Source organism: Ilyomonas limi (genome assembly GCF_005233845.1).
Lineage (GTDB): Bacteria > Bacteroidota > Bacteroidia > Chitinophagales > Chitinophagaceae > Ilyomonas > Ilyomonas limi.
Genome location: NZ_SZQL01000004.1, coordinates 100,931 through 117,222, shown reverse-complemented (window position 1 = coordinate 117,222; position 16,292 = coordinate 100,931). Strand labels below are relative to the sequence as shown.

At 40.5% G+C, this 16,292-nt stretch carries 14 protein-coding genes and 1 tRNA gene; 10 read left to right on the top strand and 5 right to left on the bottom strand.

What is annotated here, in order from left to right; all coding sequences use genetic code 11:
- Positions 1 to 61: 61 nt before the first annotated feature.
- Complete coding sequence (locus FC093_RS06895) at positions 62 to 1,429, bottom strand: Y-family DNA polymerase (RefSeq protein ID WP_137261019.1); 1,368 nt, start codon at positions 1,427 to 1,429, stop codon at positions 62 to 64.
- Between FC093_RS06895 and FC093_RS06890 the strand changes: the two genes are divergently transcribed.
- The 3 genes from FC093_RS06890 to FC093_RS06880 all read left to right on the top strand — a co-directional run bounded on the left by FC093_RS06890 (position 1,422) and on the right by FC093_RS06880 (position 5,691).
- The gene (locus FC093_RS06890) at positions 1,422 to 2,555 is read left to right on the top strand and encodes a ligase-associated DNA damage response exonuclease (RefSeq protein ID WP_240743227.1); all 1,134 of its coding nucleotides are present in this window, start codon (positions 1,422 to 1,424) and stop codon (positions 2,553 to 2,555) included. The two genes, FC093_RS06895 and FC093_RS06890, sit on opposite strands and share 8 nt — an antisense overlap.
- Positions 2,556 to 2,693: 138 nt before the next feature.
- Complete coding sequence (locus FC093_RS06885) at positions 2,694 to 4,394, top strand: ATP-dependent DNA ligase (RefSeq protein ID WP_240743226.1); 1,701 nt, start codon at positions 2,694 to 2,696, stop codon at positions 4,392 to 4,394.
- 172 nt (positions 4,395 to 4,566) lie between these two features.
- Positions 4,567 to 5,691, top strand: a complete 1,125-nt coding sequence (locus FC093_RS06880) for a 5-(carboxyamino)imidazole ribonucleotide synthase (RefSeq protein ID WP_137261018.1) — start codon at positions 4,567 to 4,569, stop codon at positions 5,689 to 5,691.
- Between the two features lie 22 nt (positions 5,692 to 5,713).
- Here the strand turns inward: FC093_RS06880 and FC093_RS06875 are convergent, their stop codons facing one another.
- Positions 5,714 to 6,343, bottom strand: a complete 630-nt coding sequence (locus tag FC093_RS06875) for a DUF3347 domain-containing protein (protein WP_137261017.1) — start codon at positions 6,341 to 6,343, stop codon at positions 5,714 to 5,716.
- Between the two features lie 312 nt (positions 6,344 to 6,655).
- Between FC093_RS06875 and FC093_RS06870 the strand changes: the two genes are divergently transcribed.
- From FC093_RS06870 to FC093_RS06855, 4 genes are all read left to right on the top strand, one after another.
- The gene (locus FC093_RS06870) at positions 6,656 to 7,078 is read left to right on the top strand and encodes a hypothetical protein (RefSeq protein WP_137261016.1); all 423 of its coding nucleotides are present in this window, start codon (positions 6,656 to 6,658) and stop codon (positions 7,076 to 7,078) included.
- A gap of 304 nt (positions 7,079 to 7,382) precedes the next feature.
- Complete coding sequence (locus FC093_RS06865) at positions 7,383 to 8,180, top strand: hypothetical protein (RefSeq protein ID WP_137261015.1); 798 nt, start codon at positions 7,383 to 7,385, stop codon at positions 8,178 to 8,180.
- A 22-nt stretch (positions 8,181 to 8,202) separates the two neighbouring features.
- Positions 8,203 to 8,811, top strand: a complete 609-nt coding sequence (locus FC093_RS06860; RefSeq protein ID WP_137261014.1) for a hypothetical protein — start codon at positions 8,203 to 8,205, stop codon at positions 8,809 to 8,811.
- A 214-nt stretch (positions 8,812 to 9,025) separates the two neighbouring features.
- Entirely contained in the window at positions 9,026 to 9,766 is a 741-nt protein-coding gene (locus tag FC093_RS06855) for an IS5 family transposase (RefSeq protein WP_170971012.1), read from the top strand.
- Between the two features lie 321 nt (positions 9,767 to 10,087).
- On the opposite strand, the gene FC093_RS06850 is transcribed toward FC093_RS06855, so the two are convergent.
- Positions 10,088 to 10,804, bottom strand: a complete 717-nt coding sequence (locus FC093_RS06850) for a hypothetical protein (RefSeq protein ID WP_137261012.1) — start codon at positions 10,802 to 10,804, stop codon at positions 10,088 to 10,090.
- Positions 10,805 to 11,231: 427 nt separating this feature from the next.
- Positions 11,232 to 11,304 (bottom strand) — tRNA-Thr (locus FC093_RS06845).
- Between the two features lie 111 nt (positions 11,305 to 11,415).
- Between FC093_RS06845 and FC093_RS06840 the strand changes: the two genes are divergently transcribed.
- Together FC093_RS06840 and FC093_RS06835 are read left to right on the top strand one after the other, a co-directional pair.
- Positions 11,416 to 11,640, top strand: a complete 225-nt coding sequence (locus FC093_RS06840; RefSeq protein WP_137261011.1) for a DUF2905 domain-containing protein — start codon at positions 11,416 to 11,418, stop codon at positions 11,638 to 11,640.
- A 134-nt stretch (positions 11,641 to 11,774) separates the two neighbouring features.
- Positions 11,775 to 13,172, top strand: a complete 1,398-nt coding sequence (locus tag FC093_RS06835; RefSeq protein ID WP_137261010.1) for an APC family permease — start codon at positions 11,775 to 11,777, stop codon at positions 13,170 to 13,172.
- 142 nt (positions 13,173 to 13,314) lie between these two features.
- On the opposite strand, the gene FC093_RS06830 is transcribed toward FC093_RS06835, so the two are convergent.
- Positions 13,315 to 14,094 carry a hypothetical protein gene (locus FC093_RS06830; protein WP_137261009.1) on the bottom strand — a complete coding sequence of 260 codons (780 nt, stop codon included), beginning with the start codon at positions 14,092 to 14,094 and terminating at the stop codon, positions 13,315 to 13,317.
- Positions 14,095 to 14,305: 211 nt separating this feature from the next.
- On the opposite strand from FC093_RS06830, the gene FC093_RS06825 reads away from it, so the two are divergent.
- Positions 14,306 to 16,276 carry a gliding motility-associated C-terminal domain-containing protein gene (locus FC093_RS06825; protein ID WP_240743225.1) on the top strand — a complete coding sequence of 657 codons (1,971 nt, stop codon included), beginning with the start codon at positions 14,306 to 14,308 and terminating at the stop codon, positions 16,274 to 16,276.
- Positions 16,277 to 16,292: the final 16 nt, after the last annotated feature.

Here is a 16,292-nt window from a genome sequence, read left to right as displayed (position 1 = left end):
TTGCGGAGATTATTATTTTAATGCTATTGCTGCATTGTTATAATGTAAATACATACGCTATTTACTTTACTTCACACAATTCTTCCCAGCGTGTAGTAAAACGCGGACTGCGCATTTCCTGGCGCATTTTCCAGTTTTTGGTAATGCCTGCCGCAGCAAATTTTACCACCTCATCGCGCATAGCGGCGTTAATGTTATCTATGGCATTCATTAGCATACGCTGATTACTTTTATCTGCTTGCTCAAACAGGTTGGATTGTATAGATTTATCGGGTACCAAACTACCAAGCATCACGCCGGCTTTGCTGTACAATACATCGGGCCTATATATTTTTTGTGCCAGCATCATGGCTGCTTTTATCAGTTCGTTGGTATTGCTGGTAGCATACGGCAACGTAGAATAGTCGCTCACCGTAGTACCGTGGTGGTATTGGTCTGCCGTTGCATTACGTGGTACCTTAATGACTGCAAAAACACTAATCATACAGGCAGCACTGTATTGCCTGCGCAACTTTGCAGCAGCTATAGCAGTGTAGGTAGCTATCGCTTCTTTTATTTCTTTCAATCCCGATACGGGCGCACCAAACATACGCGTGGTGGCAATATTTTTTTTATTGGTTAATGGCTCTTGCATGTCAATTGCAGGTTCGCCTTTTAATTCTTTCAATAACCGCACCCCCACCACGCCGCCTAAATGCCTGCGTGCCCAATCCTCATTCATTAGCTGCAAATCGTATGCGGTGTAAATGCCCCAATCAACTATTTTCAAAGCATACTGGCGGCCAATGCCCCAAACATCTTTTACAAACGTTTGTTGCAAGGCTACGGCTATTTCTTCTTTGGTATTTAAAACTTTAATGCAGTCCGTTTCAACTTTATTTTTTTTGGCAATGCGGTTTGCCACTTTGGCTAACACTTTTGTAGGAGCTGCACCTACACTCACCTTAATGCCGCTCCACTGTTCTATCGTTTGCCTGAACGATTGGCAAATAGCATGAACATCTTTTACATCGCCCAGGTTTACAAAGGCTTCATCGACCGAATATACTTCTACATTGTCTTTGCCTGCTAAGGTGCGCAGGATTTCCATTACGCGCCAGCTCATATCGCCATACAAATTGTAGTTGGAAGAAAATACATACATACCATTATTTTCTACCAACTGTTTTACCTGATAGTAAGGTACTGCCATTGTTACTCCCATTTGTACCGCCTCATCGGTGCGCGATACCACGCAACCATCATTATTGCTAAGTACCACAACAGGCGCATCGTACAAGTCGGGACGAAAAACGCGCTCGCAGGAGCAATAAAAGCTATTGCAGTCCACAATGGCTATCATATACAGTTGATTTAGCTGGCTAAAGTATTTAGCAAAAATAGGGCGATAAATTATTGCTTTTAGATAAAAAGAATAAGTTGTGGACATCTTGTTTGTATTAATAAACAGCACAGCAAATACTGTCTTATTTCAGGCAAGGTATTCGCATACCATACCCAAAACAATTCATTTGCTTATAGAATTTACAGATAAAGGTTTGTATTGCCGGCAAGGCAATTTTTATATTGATCCCTGGCGACCTGTAGAACGTGCTATTATCACCCATGCGCACAGCGACCATGCGCGTGGCGGAAGTAACTATTATTTATGTCATCATTACACCAAACCCTTGCTGCAGGCACGTTTGGGCGATGGCAACTATGAAGGCATCGAATGGAATAAAACGGTGGACATGAACGGAGTAAAAGTGTCTTTGCATCCTGCTGGTCATATCATTGGCTCCTCGCAAATACGGGTAGAATGCAAAGGTGAAGTGTGGGTTGTAAGCGGCGATTATAAAGTGGAAAATGATGGCATTACTACTCCCTTTGAGCCGGTAAAATGTAATGTATTTATTACTGAATCCACCTTTGGTTTACCCATTTATAAATGGAAGCCACAGCAGGAAATTTATACTAACATACAGGAGTGGATTAAGAAAAATAAAAAGAATAATGTAAGTAGTATTTTAATTGCTTACAGCCTTGGTAAAGCACAACGCATTTTGCAACCAGTAAGCGAAGTAAGCGATACTATTTACGCGCATGGTGCAGTTGCTAACATGCAGCAGGCATTGGAAAATGCATGGTGGAATTTTCCTAAAGTAGAACGCATTACCCCCGGAATACCAAAAAGCAAATTACTAGGCAGTATAATAATAGCGCCGCCCAGTGCAGATGGTACACCCTGGATGAAAAAATTTGCACCCTATGCAGTAGGTATTTGCAGCGGCTGGATGCAAGTACGTGGCAACGTGCGCCGCCGCAATGCAGATGCGGGCTTTGCTTTAAGCGATCATGCCGACTGGGATGGATTACTCACAGCCATCCATGCTACCGGTGCTGAAAAAGTATATGCCACCCACGGCTTTCAAAGTGCACTGAGCCGCTACTTAAACGAACATGGAATAGAAGCTGCCGAAATAAGAACAGAATACGGTAATGATGAAGACGAAGGCATTGGGAACGACACGAATTTAAAACAGGAATCGGACGAATTACATGAATTATTATAGCACACAGATGAAAACAACACACGGATAATACGGACTAAAGCATTGATTAGACTGATTAATTCTACTTAATATACCCTTTCTTATCCGTGTGCTATAATTCGTGGAATTCGCTCCATTCGTATATATAAAAACAAAAGCATGAAAAAAGAGGAAGACTATAAAGAACTAATTGAGGAAGAACACCAGTTGGATGCAGCAACGGATGAGCTTCCAAGCCCTGCGCCCGGCACCGGTGGACTGGCTGCCTTTGCTCAATTGGTACAGGTGTTGGGAACCTCTACTAAAACATTAGATAAACTCGCGGCTTTATCCAACTACTTTACTGTTGCAGAAGATAAGGATAAAGTGTGGGTGATTGCTATTTTCAGTGGCAGAAGACCACGGCGCGCCGTAAACGTTTCTCTGCTGCAAAGCTGGTGTATAGAGCTGGCAGGCATACCCGCCTGGCTATTTGCAGAATGCTATCATACGGTTGGAGACCTGGCAGAAACGATTGCTTTATTGTTACCGGAGTTGGACGAAACCAAACATAAAAATGTAAGCCTTTCTTATTATTTGGAAGAATTGATAAGATTAGAAAAGCAGGACGAGCTGGTAAAAAAGCAATTTATAATTGATGCGTGGCAAACAATGTCGCAGAGTGAACGCTTTGTGTTTAATAAATTTATCACCGGCTCTTTTCGCATTGGGGTATCGCAAAAAATGATGGTGAATGCGCTGGCAAAAACAATAGAGTTGGATGCTTCCGTTATTGCACATCGCATTAGTGGAAACTGGGATCCATCTACCACCACCTTCAATGAATTACTGAGCGAACATGCAACGGCCGTTGATTTCTCCAAACCTTATCCTTTCTATCTCGCTTATGCGCACGAAGGCGACTTATCGGTGCTGGGCAAACCGGAAGACTGGCAGGCAGAATGGAAGTGGGATGGCATACGCGGACAAATGATTAAGCGCAACAACGAACTCTTTATCTGGAGTCGTGGTGAAGAATTAATGACGGAAAAATTTCCCGAATACCAGGTATTGAAAGATAAGCTGCCTGAAGGCGTGGTTTTGGATGGCGAAATCATCCCGGCAAAAGATGGTAAACCATTGCCATTTGCTTTATTGCAAACGCGTATCGGCCGAAAGAATATTACCAAAAAGCAACTACAGGAAGCACCTATTGCATTTTTTGCTTATGACTTATTGGAGTATAATGGAGAAGACTGGCGCAACAAAGAACTGGGACAACGAAGAGCAACATTGGAAAAAATAGTAAAGTCCGTAAATCATCCAACCCTATTATTATCGGATGTAATTGAATATACAACGTGGGATGAATTAGCGAAGATCCGTGAAAGCTCGAGAGATGTGGGTGCCGAAGGATTGATGCTGAAGAACAAATATTCGGTATATAAAGTAGGTAGAAAAGTAGGTGACTGGTGGAAGTGGAAAATAGAACCACTTACCATTGATGCAGTAATGATATATGCACAAAAAGGTGCCGGCAGACGCAGTAATATTTACACAGACTACACTTTTGCAGTAAAGGATGGAGATAATTTGGTGCCATTCACCAAAGCCTACTCTGGTTTAACAGATAAAGAATTTAACGCGGTAGATGCTTTTGTAAAGCGCAATTCTCTCGAAAAATTTGGACCGGTACGTACCGTAAAGCCTGAACTTGTTTTTGAAATTGCATTTGAAGGAATAGCTGCCAGTAACCGGCATAAAAGTGGTGTAGCGTTGCGCTTTCCGCGCATTTTACGCTGGCGCAAAGACAAGCCGGTTTCTGAAATAAATACATTAGAAGATTTAAGAAAAATGCTGGAAATGTATGGTAAAAGCTAATGTTAACTTTTGCCAAAAGGGTGCAAACGCACTAAGTAATAGCCCATTTTATAAGTTGCCTTTTCTCTCTTTATTGTTTGTGTTTTTGTGACTTCGAGATAAAAATTCATTTATAAAAACACTGCTTTATTTATTCCTTCACCCGTTTATCTTCGCAGCTTATTTTACTTGTATGAAAGTTGGTATTCTTGGTGGCGGACAATTGGGCAGAATGTTGCTGCAGGCAGCAGCCAATTATGTAGTAGAAACGTATGTGTTGGAAAATGATGAACACTGCCCGGCAGCACATCTTTGCCATCATTTTGTAAAAGGCGATATTAAAGATTTTGATACCGTTTACAACTTCGGCAAAATGGTAGATGCCTTAACCATCGAGATTGAAGCGGTGAATGTAGAAGCATTGGAACAGTTGGAAAAAGAAGGCATCAAAATGTTTCCAAAACCATCTGCTATCAAAACCATTCGCAATAAAATAATACAGAAACAATTTTATAAAGAGCACGAAATTCCCTCGCCCCCGTTTACCATTACCCAGAATAAAAATGAACTTACTAATCATTTGTCTTTTTTGCCCGCAGTACACAAAATAGGACAAGGTGGTTATGATGGTAAGGGCGTGCAAATCATTAAAACAAAAGAAGACATCAGCAAAGGTTTTGATGCGCCATCCGTACTCGAAAAGATGGTAAATACGGATAAAGAAATTGCCATTATTATTGCTACCAATGAACGGGGCGAAACGGCTATTTATCCGCCGGTAGAAATGGTGTTTGACCCGGTTTTAAACTTATTGGATTACCAGATTGCACCGGCACGCATTTCGCAAAATGTGTTATGGAAAACAGAAGCCATTGCCCTGAAAGTAGTAAAAAGCCTGCAAAGTCCCGGCTTGTTTGCTATAGAATTGTTTGTAGATAAGAACGGGGAAGTATGTGTAAACGAAACGGCACCACGCGTGCACAACAGTGGTCACCACACCATAGAAGCGAGCTATTGCAGCCAGTACGATATGCTTTGGCGCGTTATCCTGGGTTATCCGTTGGGCAACACGGCCAATATCACTTGTTCTTCCATTGTTAATTTATTGGGTGCACCGGGTTACAGCGGTAATGCAGTATATGAAGGACTAAATGAAGTATTAAAGATGGATACAGTATTTGTGCATTTGTATGGGAAGGCACAAACAAAGCCCGGACGCAAAATGGGGCATGTAACGATATTGGGCAAAGAAACCGCAGATCTTACTTACAAAGCCAATAAAATTAAAAGCCTGCTGCAAGTGAAAAGCGAGCAGTAAGCTTTTGAAAATCCATAAAAAATCATTTACTGGCAAAGTTGATAGCATCCTGCACCTCGCCGCATGTAACCATGCCGCTTTTGTATTTTGGATGTTTGTTACCCATATATGGATTGCTGATGGTACTATCGCGGCTCAACCAGTATGCCTGTTCCGTTTCGTTAAAAGCCATTGGGCACATATCATGATAAATCACTTCTCTATCATATCGCACGGTATTGATAAGACTGTATAAATTTTCCGAAATGGTATTGAATGCACGGCGCTCTGCTTCTATGTTATTAGCTTTACTTAAAACTTCACTTTGATTAGCAATTTCATCCGAAAAATTCTTTGCCGTCAGCACAATATTTTTATCAGCCTGCAGCGTATCATACGGTACTTCCTGTACAAGTTGCTTTAGTGTTGTAGCAGTGTTAGCCGCTTTGGTGCTATCCCAGTTTACCAGATCATTTTTCAGTGAATAATATGCATCCATCATTTGGCCAAAAGCAACATTAAATGCTTCGGGGTTTTTGCTGATAGCCAGCGGCACCGGCTTTTGCTTTTGCGCAGTAGTCTGCGCTTCTTGTGGTTTATCGTCAAAAAACAAATAATACGCTACGGCTGCTATTACTGCCAATGCCACGATAATTATTACACCTTTTTTCATACAGACTTGCTTTGTTTATCAAACTGCAAAAGTACGGGTACTAATCGCTGCTTCAAAATCTGTTAGTTGGTAAGCTCATGTTGTACCAGATGCAAACAGGTGATGTTAGACAAGTTGCAAGCATTGGGCAGAAAGTGGAATACGCTACTTAATTGAAATGGCAGTATATATTTAAATGAATAATTACGCTCCTTTTACTGCAATTTTTAGCTTTTAACAACTTATCCTATTGCTGCTGCGCAGGCACTGTTTACAAGGGGCATTATTTATGTAGCTGAAAACTGATGTTGTTCACCTAAAAATAGTTAAGTCATGGATTACAGTTTCAGGCAAACGCTATTGTCGAGAAGCCTGTTGAGTGGCTTGCTGGCAGGCCTTGTAGCAGTAGCTATCAATGTCGTTTACGACTATGTCTTTCGCGAAATAACCAGCTATTCTTTATCAGAAGTAGTAAACGTAGCATTCATTATTTTCAGCTCGTTGCTGGTAGAGCTGGCAGCCGGCATCTGTTATTATTTATTTTCAAAAATGAATAGAGGAAAGCTTATTTACATGGCTTTCTTTCTGGCTTTGATTGTATTAGGCATCCTTGGTGCCTTTCAAACAGAAAGATCAAATAATATAACGAATCAGCACGAATTCCGTTATCTATTTTCCGGTATTATGCTTATAGATGGATTAGTGGCTGCATTTCTTATCCCCTATTTCGTCAACCACGATAAAATTTATAGCTGATATTTTTGCAACGGAAATAATCAATTCAATGCGTCTTTTAAGCCCAACAGGTATATGCCAGTGGAGCATACATCTGCTGAGCTTTTATTTGCACATTAGAGCATACATATAAAATCGAATAACCGGCTGCGATTCCAGTATATTGATTACTTCAATAAAATGTATACTTTTTTAAATAAAAAAATAGAATAATGGGTTTAGATTGTATTACAACAAAATATTAAGCAATTCCTTAATCATTTACTTTTTTCGTTATTTTCGACAACCGTTTTCTACTGCTTTTATTCTCACTAAACCATAAAACATGAAAAAAGTAATTGCTTGCCTCTCCGCAGTTGTTCTATTTAGCTGCTTAGCGCCGCAGGTACAGGCACAAGGGCTTTTGAAAAAGCTGAAAGACAAGGTAAATGACAAAGTAAATGATTTGAAAGGTAACAATAACAGTTCCTCGTCATCTACCAGTAACAGCGATAACAATAGTTCGGCTGCATCCAATAATAGCAGCGGCCCCGTAAACCGTACCGGCGCCGGGCTTACCAACACCGCACCCCCCGATGTACTCAGCAACATTGCAAAGGCTGAAACTGCCAGCAAAGACACCAACTATAGCCAGGTAAGATATGCCTTGCAGCAAGCCATCATGGGTGTTGAAATTCAATTAGGCAGGCAAATTCTTCAATCGTTGCCCAATACCGTGGACGGACTTACAAAAGACACCACCAAAAATGTAGTATCGAGCACGCAGTTTGGCTGGACCAACATGACCATACAAGCGGTGTATAGCGATGGAAAGGATAAACAAATGACGGTAATGATTGGTAATATTCCAATGTATGCGAGTTTGGTAGGCATGTACTTCAATAATGCATATGTGCAAAATAATATGATGGAGAAAAATCCCAACATTAAGCAGGTGCAGGTAAAAGGTGAGAAAGCCATTATCCAGTTTGACGAAAGCACCGGCTATTCGCTGATAGCACAGATGGGGCAATCAACCGTTATAGCGTGGCAATGCGTAAACTTTGCTACCGAAGATGAAGTAATGAAGGCTGCCGAATCTTTTGATATCACCGGTATTAAAAAACTAATGGGCGAACAATAAACCTTTAAAACCAATTCAATTTATGAAATCATTTATCATAGCTGTTATTTTCGTAAGCAGTGCCGCTGTTGCCACTGCACAACAACAAGACCTCAGCAAATACCTCGCTACTGCCAAAAGCTCGTATAGTGCCAACAAGCTGGAAGATGCACATTTTGCCTTGCAGCAGGCCATTGCCGAAGTAGATATTCTTACCGGCAAAAAAGTGCTTCAAATGTTGCCTGCCACTTTGGATACCATGAGCGTAGATACCAAGCAGGATAATGTATATGCCAATAGTGGTTTTATAGGTGCAACCATACACCGTACCTGGGGACAAGGCGGCACGCAAACTGCCGAACTGGACATCATCAATAATTCGCCGCTGATTGGCACCCTTAGCGCATTTTTGAATACACCAATTATTGGTGGCATGATGAACAGCGAAAAGTCGAAAGCGATAAAAATACAAGGCTATAAAGGAAGGCTGAACAACGATGGCGAAAACACTACCGGACCTTCGGATTATTCGCTGCAAATACCGCTGAACACCGCCCTGGTTACCTTTAAAGTTACCGGAGCTACACAAGACCAGGTGATAAAATATGCCAACTCGCTGCCACTGCAACAAATAGCAAAGCTGATACAGTAAATGTAATCAGGATATGGTTAAAAATCGGGATAATACTGATGCTTTACGGATAGCTCTGATAGAAAAATAAAACAAGCTGCTTTTTATGACAGCTTGTTTTATTTTAAAAAGTATGTAAGAGGCTGTTTAAATTTTATAAATTAAAGACAGGGAAGGGAATCAGGTTTGCGAACAAAAGGTTGAACCAAATTCAGTTGCGATGAATTATCCTTTTATGCTATCTGATTCCCAGTGGGATGAAGTTAAGCCATACTTTGACAGTAAGAGCAGGAAAGGCAAACAATCTTTACAGGTGATTGTCAGTAGTATTATCTATTTGCTCAGAACAGGATGCCAGTGGCGGATGTTACCGGAGGAAGTATATGGTAAATGGGAGTTAGTGTATTATTACTACCGTAAGTGGATGGCATATGCAGTACTGGAAAATCTGTTGTATAAATTAGTGGGTAAAGTGCGTAAAAACAACGGCAGGGCAAAGGAGCCTACCGCAGCAGTTATTGATACTCAGAGTATTAAAACACCCGCTGGGGTGAGTGAGCAGATAGGTTATGATGGTGGCAAGAAGGTAAAAGGACGAAAGCGAAGCATTGCTGCTGATACGCAGGGCAATATTATAGCAGCTGGTGTAACTGCAGCAAGCGTTCATGATAGCAAAGCAGTATGCGTGCTCAAGGAGCAAGTCGAAGATTATGGCACTATCACCACCATCTTTGCCGATGGTGCTTTCAAAGGTGATCCTCCTTTTGATCGAAAAGGAAAGATCAAATGGAAGATAGTGAACAAAAAAGCAGGACCTTTTAAAGTGCTTCCAAAGCGATGGGTAGTGGAAAGAAGCATTGCCTGGCTGACTAACTTCAGAAGACTGGCTAAAGACTATGAAAAGAACATAGAATGTTCAAAAGCTATGATTATTATGGCTGCAATCACCATAACTCTCAATAAATTACTTACTTAATTTTAAACAGCTTCTGAGAATAATTATAAAGCGGTGCCATTAATGGCACCGCTTTATTGAGCCAACTATCGAAGTCGAACCGACGACCCTTTCATTACGAATTAAAAAAATCTACACTATGTATGTTCATGATATTTATATACATAGTATTCATTGAATTTCAGCCACTATGGCAATGTTTATCAGGCATGATAAGTAGTCACTCACTATACAATGTTGAAGGGAGTGTAGATACTAAGGAACTGGTAGTAGCTGAATAAAATATAATAGTCAATATAAAATTAGCCCTGCCGTTTATTGTCAGGGCTTTTTATTTATGAGTTATTGGTGACAACTTATTAGTATTGTTATAATAGCTACAATAACTCCGAAAATAGTCCAGAAGAGTGATTTTTTACTTACATTAAGTCCTTGCTTTGCTATTTCATTTTGTTCTTCATCCGGCTCATTGATGATTGTGTCTCTACCTGATATATGGCTACCATTGCCATTAGTTACAGGACCATGATAGTTGATTGATGTTATTGGTATCGCATTCTTCCTTTCAAGAATTCTTATTGCTTCCTTTACATTGCTTGCACCAGTTACTTCAGAATTAAGCCTAATGCTTTTTACATTGTTAGATGATGTTGTTTCAACTATTATCTCTTTATCAATCAATGCTTGCTTTCCATTGAGAAGTACCCCCATACCATGTACAATTGGTATAGTGTAATTTCGGCTTTGTTTAAGTTTATCAAATAGAAGTTGTTGGCATATTTCATCTTGAAACTTTCTACCCCTTGGTGTCAATTTGCGCCAACAGTTTGCATCTGGATATAATGAAGCATAACCTTCTTCATGTATCATTATATTTTCTATTTCCTGTACTAATCTTCTTGCTAACTTTTTCTCTTCTTCAGGTAAGTTAGACTTTTTGATAGAACCATGAATATCAAATCGCCCTTCAAAATATGGAAACAGTTTTTCCATGTAATAAATTGCTTTCCCATGACTATCATCAATGGGTCCTTCTCTTCCAACTAATACGCGTGCCATAAGAATAAATTTTCGAGTTTATTTAATGACAGCAATTTACTAAGAAATTTGGAAATGCTAAATATGTTAGGATTTGAATGTGCTTAACTTGTGAATAAATGTATCAACAAACAAAAGATAGGCTGCTATAGGTCAATTATAGTCCATTCAGTATTATCAGGTAGTTGAAGCATACACTCACCTGTATGCTTCGCTTGTCTTCTTTATCTCCCTGCTTTAATGAGTTTGTGATGGAGAAAAAGCAGCCATAAAAACAACAATTAAAAAATGCCTATAAACTCCACGCATCAATGTTAGGGAAACTGACTTCACAACAACATAACTATCATAGACTTTAAAAGGTATTATTGCACGCTGTTTGACATTGAGAAAATAAAATGGTTCCAGAACTTCCAGAACCATTGCTGCTATTGAGTTTGAATCCTTGAGCCAACTATCGGAGTCGAACCGACGACCCTTTCATTACGAATGAAATGCTCTACCAACTGAGCTAAGTTGGCTTAACGGCGGTAAAGATATTATGTACTTCCATTTCATTTGTAACAATTTTTATAAAGCTTTCAAATAACATTACCTCTTTCTTCCTGCTGCTTTCAACTTAATTTTGTAGTATGAACAGCGATACCGGCAAATGGCTCATGCTTATTGGCGCCTTCGTTTTATTGGCAGGTGTTTTTATTTATTTTTTTCACGATAAAATACAGTGGCTCGGCAGGTTGCCGGGCGACATCCGTATTGAAAAAGATAATTTCCGGTTTTATTTTCCCATCACTACCATGATTTTGCTGAGCTTGCTGTTGTCTCTTATCATACAAATATTCAGGCGCTTCTTTTAAGAAAGGGCAAAGTAAAAAATCAGCTATAATGGTAATTTAAACGAGGCATCTCCTCCTTAAAAAATAATGCCTGCACAAACCAAATTATGTGCATTTAAATAAGATACCTATATTGTTTCCTCATCCAAAAACGCATGAGAGAAACACACACGCCGCAGTTAAGCAAATCACTAGGGTTACGGTTGGTAGTTGTTGTAGTTATTGGAAACATTATTGGTTCCGGTGTATATAAAAAAGTAGCGCCCATGGCTGCCGAACTGCATTCATCGGGTTGGGTGCTGGTGTGTTGGGTGCTTGCAGGTATCATCAGTTTATTTGGTGCTTTGTGCAATGCAGAAGTTGCAGGCTTGCTTGCAGCTACAGGCGGCGAATATGTGTATTACCAAAAAATCTACAATAAATTTTTTGCATTCCTATTTGGATGGTCACTGTTTACCATTATTCAAACAGCGGCAATAGCTGCGCTGGCTTATGTATTTGCGCAATCGTTAAACAGCATTGTGCATTTACCCGATGTATTGCCGGCGCTTGCAAAATGGAGTATCGGCGGCGTGTTTTTTCCTTTTGCTGATTTAAATGTAAAGCTGGTTGCCATTATGCTCATCATTATACTAACATGGATAAATACAAAAGGCATTAAAACAGGTGCAGGTGTAAGCATGGCTATTTTATTGCTGGTGTTTGGAAGCATCTTTACCATTATTGCGTTTGGCTTAACCAGCAGCGCTGCTGATTTTAACCGTATAGAATGGAAGACATCCAATGTAACACCTGTAACATTAAACATGGTATTTACTGCAATGCTTGCTGCTTTTTGGGCATATCAGGGCTGGGCATCAGTAGGGTATGTTGGGGGCGAAATAAAAGACGCGAAAAGGAATCTTCCGCGTGGCATTGTAATTGGCATTTTTACCATCATTGGGCTTTACCTGTTAGTGAATACAGCTTATCTATCGTTATTGCCCATTCCGCAACTGGAAGAAATTTACAATAAAGGAAACAAGATTGCAGCTATTGAAGCAGTAAGAAGTTTTTGGGGTGAGAACGGCGCTTTGTTTATCTCGCTATTAATTATTGTTACAACATTAGGTTGTTGCAATGCCACTATACTTGCAAGCTGCCGACCTTATTTTGCTATGGCAAATGAAGGCTTATTTTTTAAGCCCGTGGCCAAGCTGAACAACAAAGAAGCGCCCGTAAATTCCTTGCTATATCAATGTGTGTGGGCATGCATACTGGTGCTTTCCGGAACATTTGACCAGCTCACCGATATGATCATTTTTTCCGTATTCATCTTTTACGGTGCAACAACACTCGGCGTTTTTATTCTTCGCAAAAAAATGCCTGATGCACACCGGCCTTACAAAGTGTGGGGTTATCCTGTTGTGCCGGCAATAGTTGTTGTGTTTTGTGTGATATTGGTTATCAATACAGTTTTCAGCAGACCGCGGGAAGCAGCCATTGGTGCGGTGCTGATGTTGACAGGCGTGCCGATGTATTATTTATTCAAAAGAAAAATCATCAACAAATAAAATGGAAATGGTTGAGACTTACTATTATAATGTGAACGAAGTAGTTTCAGCTTACCTTACAGGTACAACCATGTAATAACCTGCCAGGTTCTTGCACTAGACAGGTTAAACAGTTATTCTGGCTTATACCGGTATAAAATAACTACAAATCTGTTCCTTCCTCCTCTTTATCGTTTTTATTTTTGTTATCGTAAATGGTAAAGTGTGTTTTGCCCAGATAATATTTGCGGTATTTTTCAGTTGTTTCTTTGGTTTGTTTTACACCATTTATATACAGCACATTATCTTTTAGTTCTATTTTGTACGGCTCACCGGCTTTTATCAGCCCATCGCTTTGCAATGCAGCTACAAAGTTTCTGTAGTTAGCAATTTCAGTTTTAGCCTTTTCTATTTCTTTCTTTGCTTTTACCATACTTTCCTGTACTTCCTTTTGCAAATTGGATAAGTCAATTTGTTTCTTAAACTGCTCGCTTTTTAGTTCTGCTTTTGCTTTTTCCAGGCTTGCCTTTATTTCTTTGGTATTCACCTTAGCTATCTCGGCTTTAGCTTCGTCCATTGCTTTATTTACTTCTATTTTCATTCTATCCCAATCAATATTTTTCATAGAAGCTTCTATGTTTTTATTAATTTCATCAAAATTGATATTGGCCAGAGAAGCATTGATTTGCTGCTGTATTTTATTAAAATCAATAGCCGATACTGCCGCCTGGGCTGCTTTCAGTATAGAATCAGTGTTTATTCCAAGGTCAATTTTATCAGGATAAACTGCACCGGGTCGGGTAGTGTCGCCGCTACTGGTTTGCTCATTGTCTTGTGCCGCAGGCTCCTCGTTGGTTTGAAGTTGCCAGGCTGATGTGCCGATAACAATAATAAACAGCCCAGCAAAAAGAGCGATTTTTGAATTTTGCAATACATGTTTCATGGTTTGAGGTTCATTTAATCTGTTTACGAATTATTTCGTAACAAATGTACGATTAGTTTCGTAATTCAAAATACGCGCATCTACTTTTTATTTATTTTAACACTTGAGCTTTTGAAAATCCCGTTGTAAAATGTTGACTTTATGCCGGCAGCATTATTTCCATTTGCAGCCTCTTGGTAGTATGTACTTCAAAACCATTTTTTTTCTGCTTATGACAGTTGGCTTTTTAAAAGCAAACGGGCAAGCATGTACTGTACGTGGGCAAACACCCGCCAGCGCTTTTCCGGTGTGCGGCACCAAAAATTTTGTGCAGGAAAGTGTACCACTTTGCTCCAATCGTCCGGTACCGGGCGGCTGTAATACAGATGATACCAACCCATTCTGGTATAAGTTTACGTGCTTTAAAAGCGGTACGCTTGGCTTTGTTATTACTCCCAAAAATCTTGATGAAGACTACGACTGGCAATTGTTTGATATAACCGGCCACTCACCCGATGAAGTATATACCAATGAATCACTTACCGTTACCGCTAACTGGGCTGGCACGTATGGTACCACCGGCACATCCTCTACAGGTGTCAGCTACCGGCAATGCGGCTCCAATCCTACAGAAAATAAACCCACCTTTGCCGCTATGCCCAACATTGTTCAGGGGCATACCTATTTGTTACTCATTAGCCACTTCACTCCTACGCAAAGTGGGTACTCGCTTTCCTTCAACGGTGGCACAGCCTCCATTACCGACACGCTACCTCCAAATCTGGCAAGTGCTGCGGCTGATTGCGATGGCTCCGCCATTACTATTACCCTTAACAAAAAAATGCAATGCACTTCACTTGCTGCCGATGGCAGCGATTTCAGCATTAGTGCGCCGGGTGTACTCGTTGTTGCCGCCGATGCGGTAAGCTGCGCCTCCGGCTTCGACATGGATAAGCTGGTTATTAAATTAAACAAATCGTTAGCGCCGGGCAGCTATACAATACAAATGAACAAGGGTAGCGATGATAATACATTGCTGGATAATTGTGATAATAGCGTGCCCGAAGGAGCTTCTGTATCGGTTATTGTATTGCCTAAGCAGCCTACGCCAATGGATAGTCTCACTACACCCGCCTGTGCACCGCAAACATTGCAACTGGTATTTGCGAAGCCTATGCGTTGCAGCAGCATAGCAGATGATGGCAGCGATTTTATCATCACAGGACCTTCGCAGGTTGCTATTTCCCGTGCAGAAGGCACCTGCAACGATGGTGTGAGCAATTCCATTTTAGTGCATCTTGCTACACCTATCGTACACAATGGCACTTATACCATTGCTTTGAAAAATGGCACAGATGGCACTACCTTAATAGATGAGTGTGGTGAGATAACGCCTGCCGGTTCTTCTTTATCGTTTAGCGTAAAAGATACGGTGTCGGCGGCTATTACAACTACCCTTTTATATGGTTGTAAATGGGATACAGTATTGGTTGCACATGATGGCAAGAATGACGTACATCAATGGAACTGGCTGTTTGATGGCAATTACAGCCGCACCACTCAGCAAGCGCAGGTAGTGTACAACTCGTATGGTGAAAAAAAGATAAAATTAATGGTATCTAACGGCTTCTGCAGCGATACAGCTACCACTACCGTAAACCTGGATAATGAATTGAAAGCCCGTATGAATGGCCCGGCAGTTATTTGCCCAACAGATCCGGTTGTTTTTGCAGATAGCAGTATAGGAAATATTGTTGCGTATAAGTGGAACTTCGGGTTTACAGATAACTATTTGCAAAAGATACCGCCCGTACAGTTTTACCCGCAGTCGGAGGGAGAAAAGAATTATACTGTAAGTCTGATTGTACAAAACGAACACAACTGCTACGATACAGCTTTGCAAGTAGTAAAAGTACCATTCAGTTGTTATATAGCTGTGCCCACGGCATTTACCCCCAATGGCGATGGCAGAAACGATTTTTTGTACCCACTCAATGCCTACAAAGCAAATCATGTAGATTTTAGAGTATATAATCGTTATGGACAGTTGGTATTTCGTACCAACAACTGGCAGCAAAAATGGGATGGTACTATCAATGGTCAGCCGGCAGCCAACGGCACATATGTATGGGTATTTTCTTATACCCACAGTGACACCGGCAAACCTTATTTTTTAAAAGGCACCTCGGTACTTATACGGTAAATGCTAAAAGTTGGAG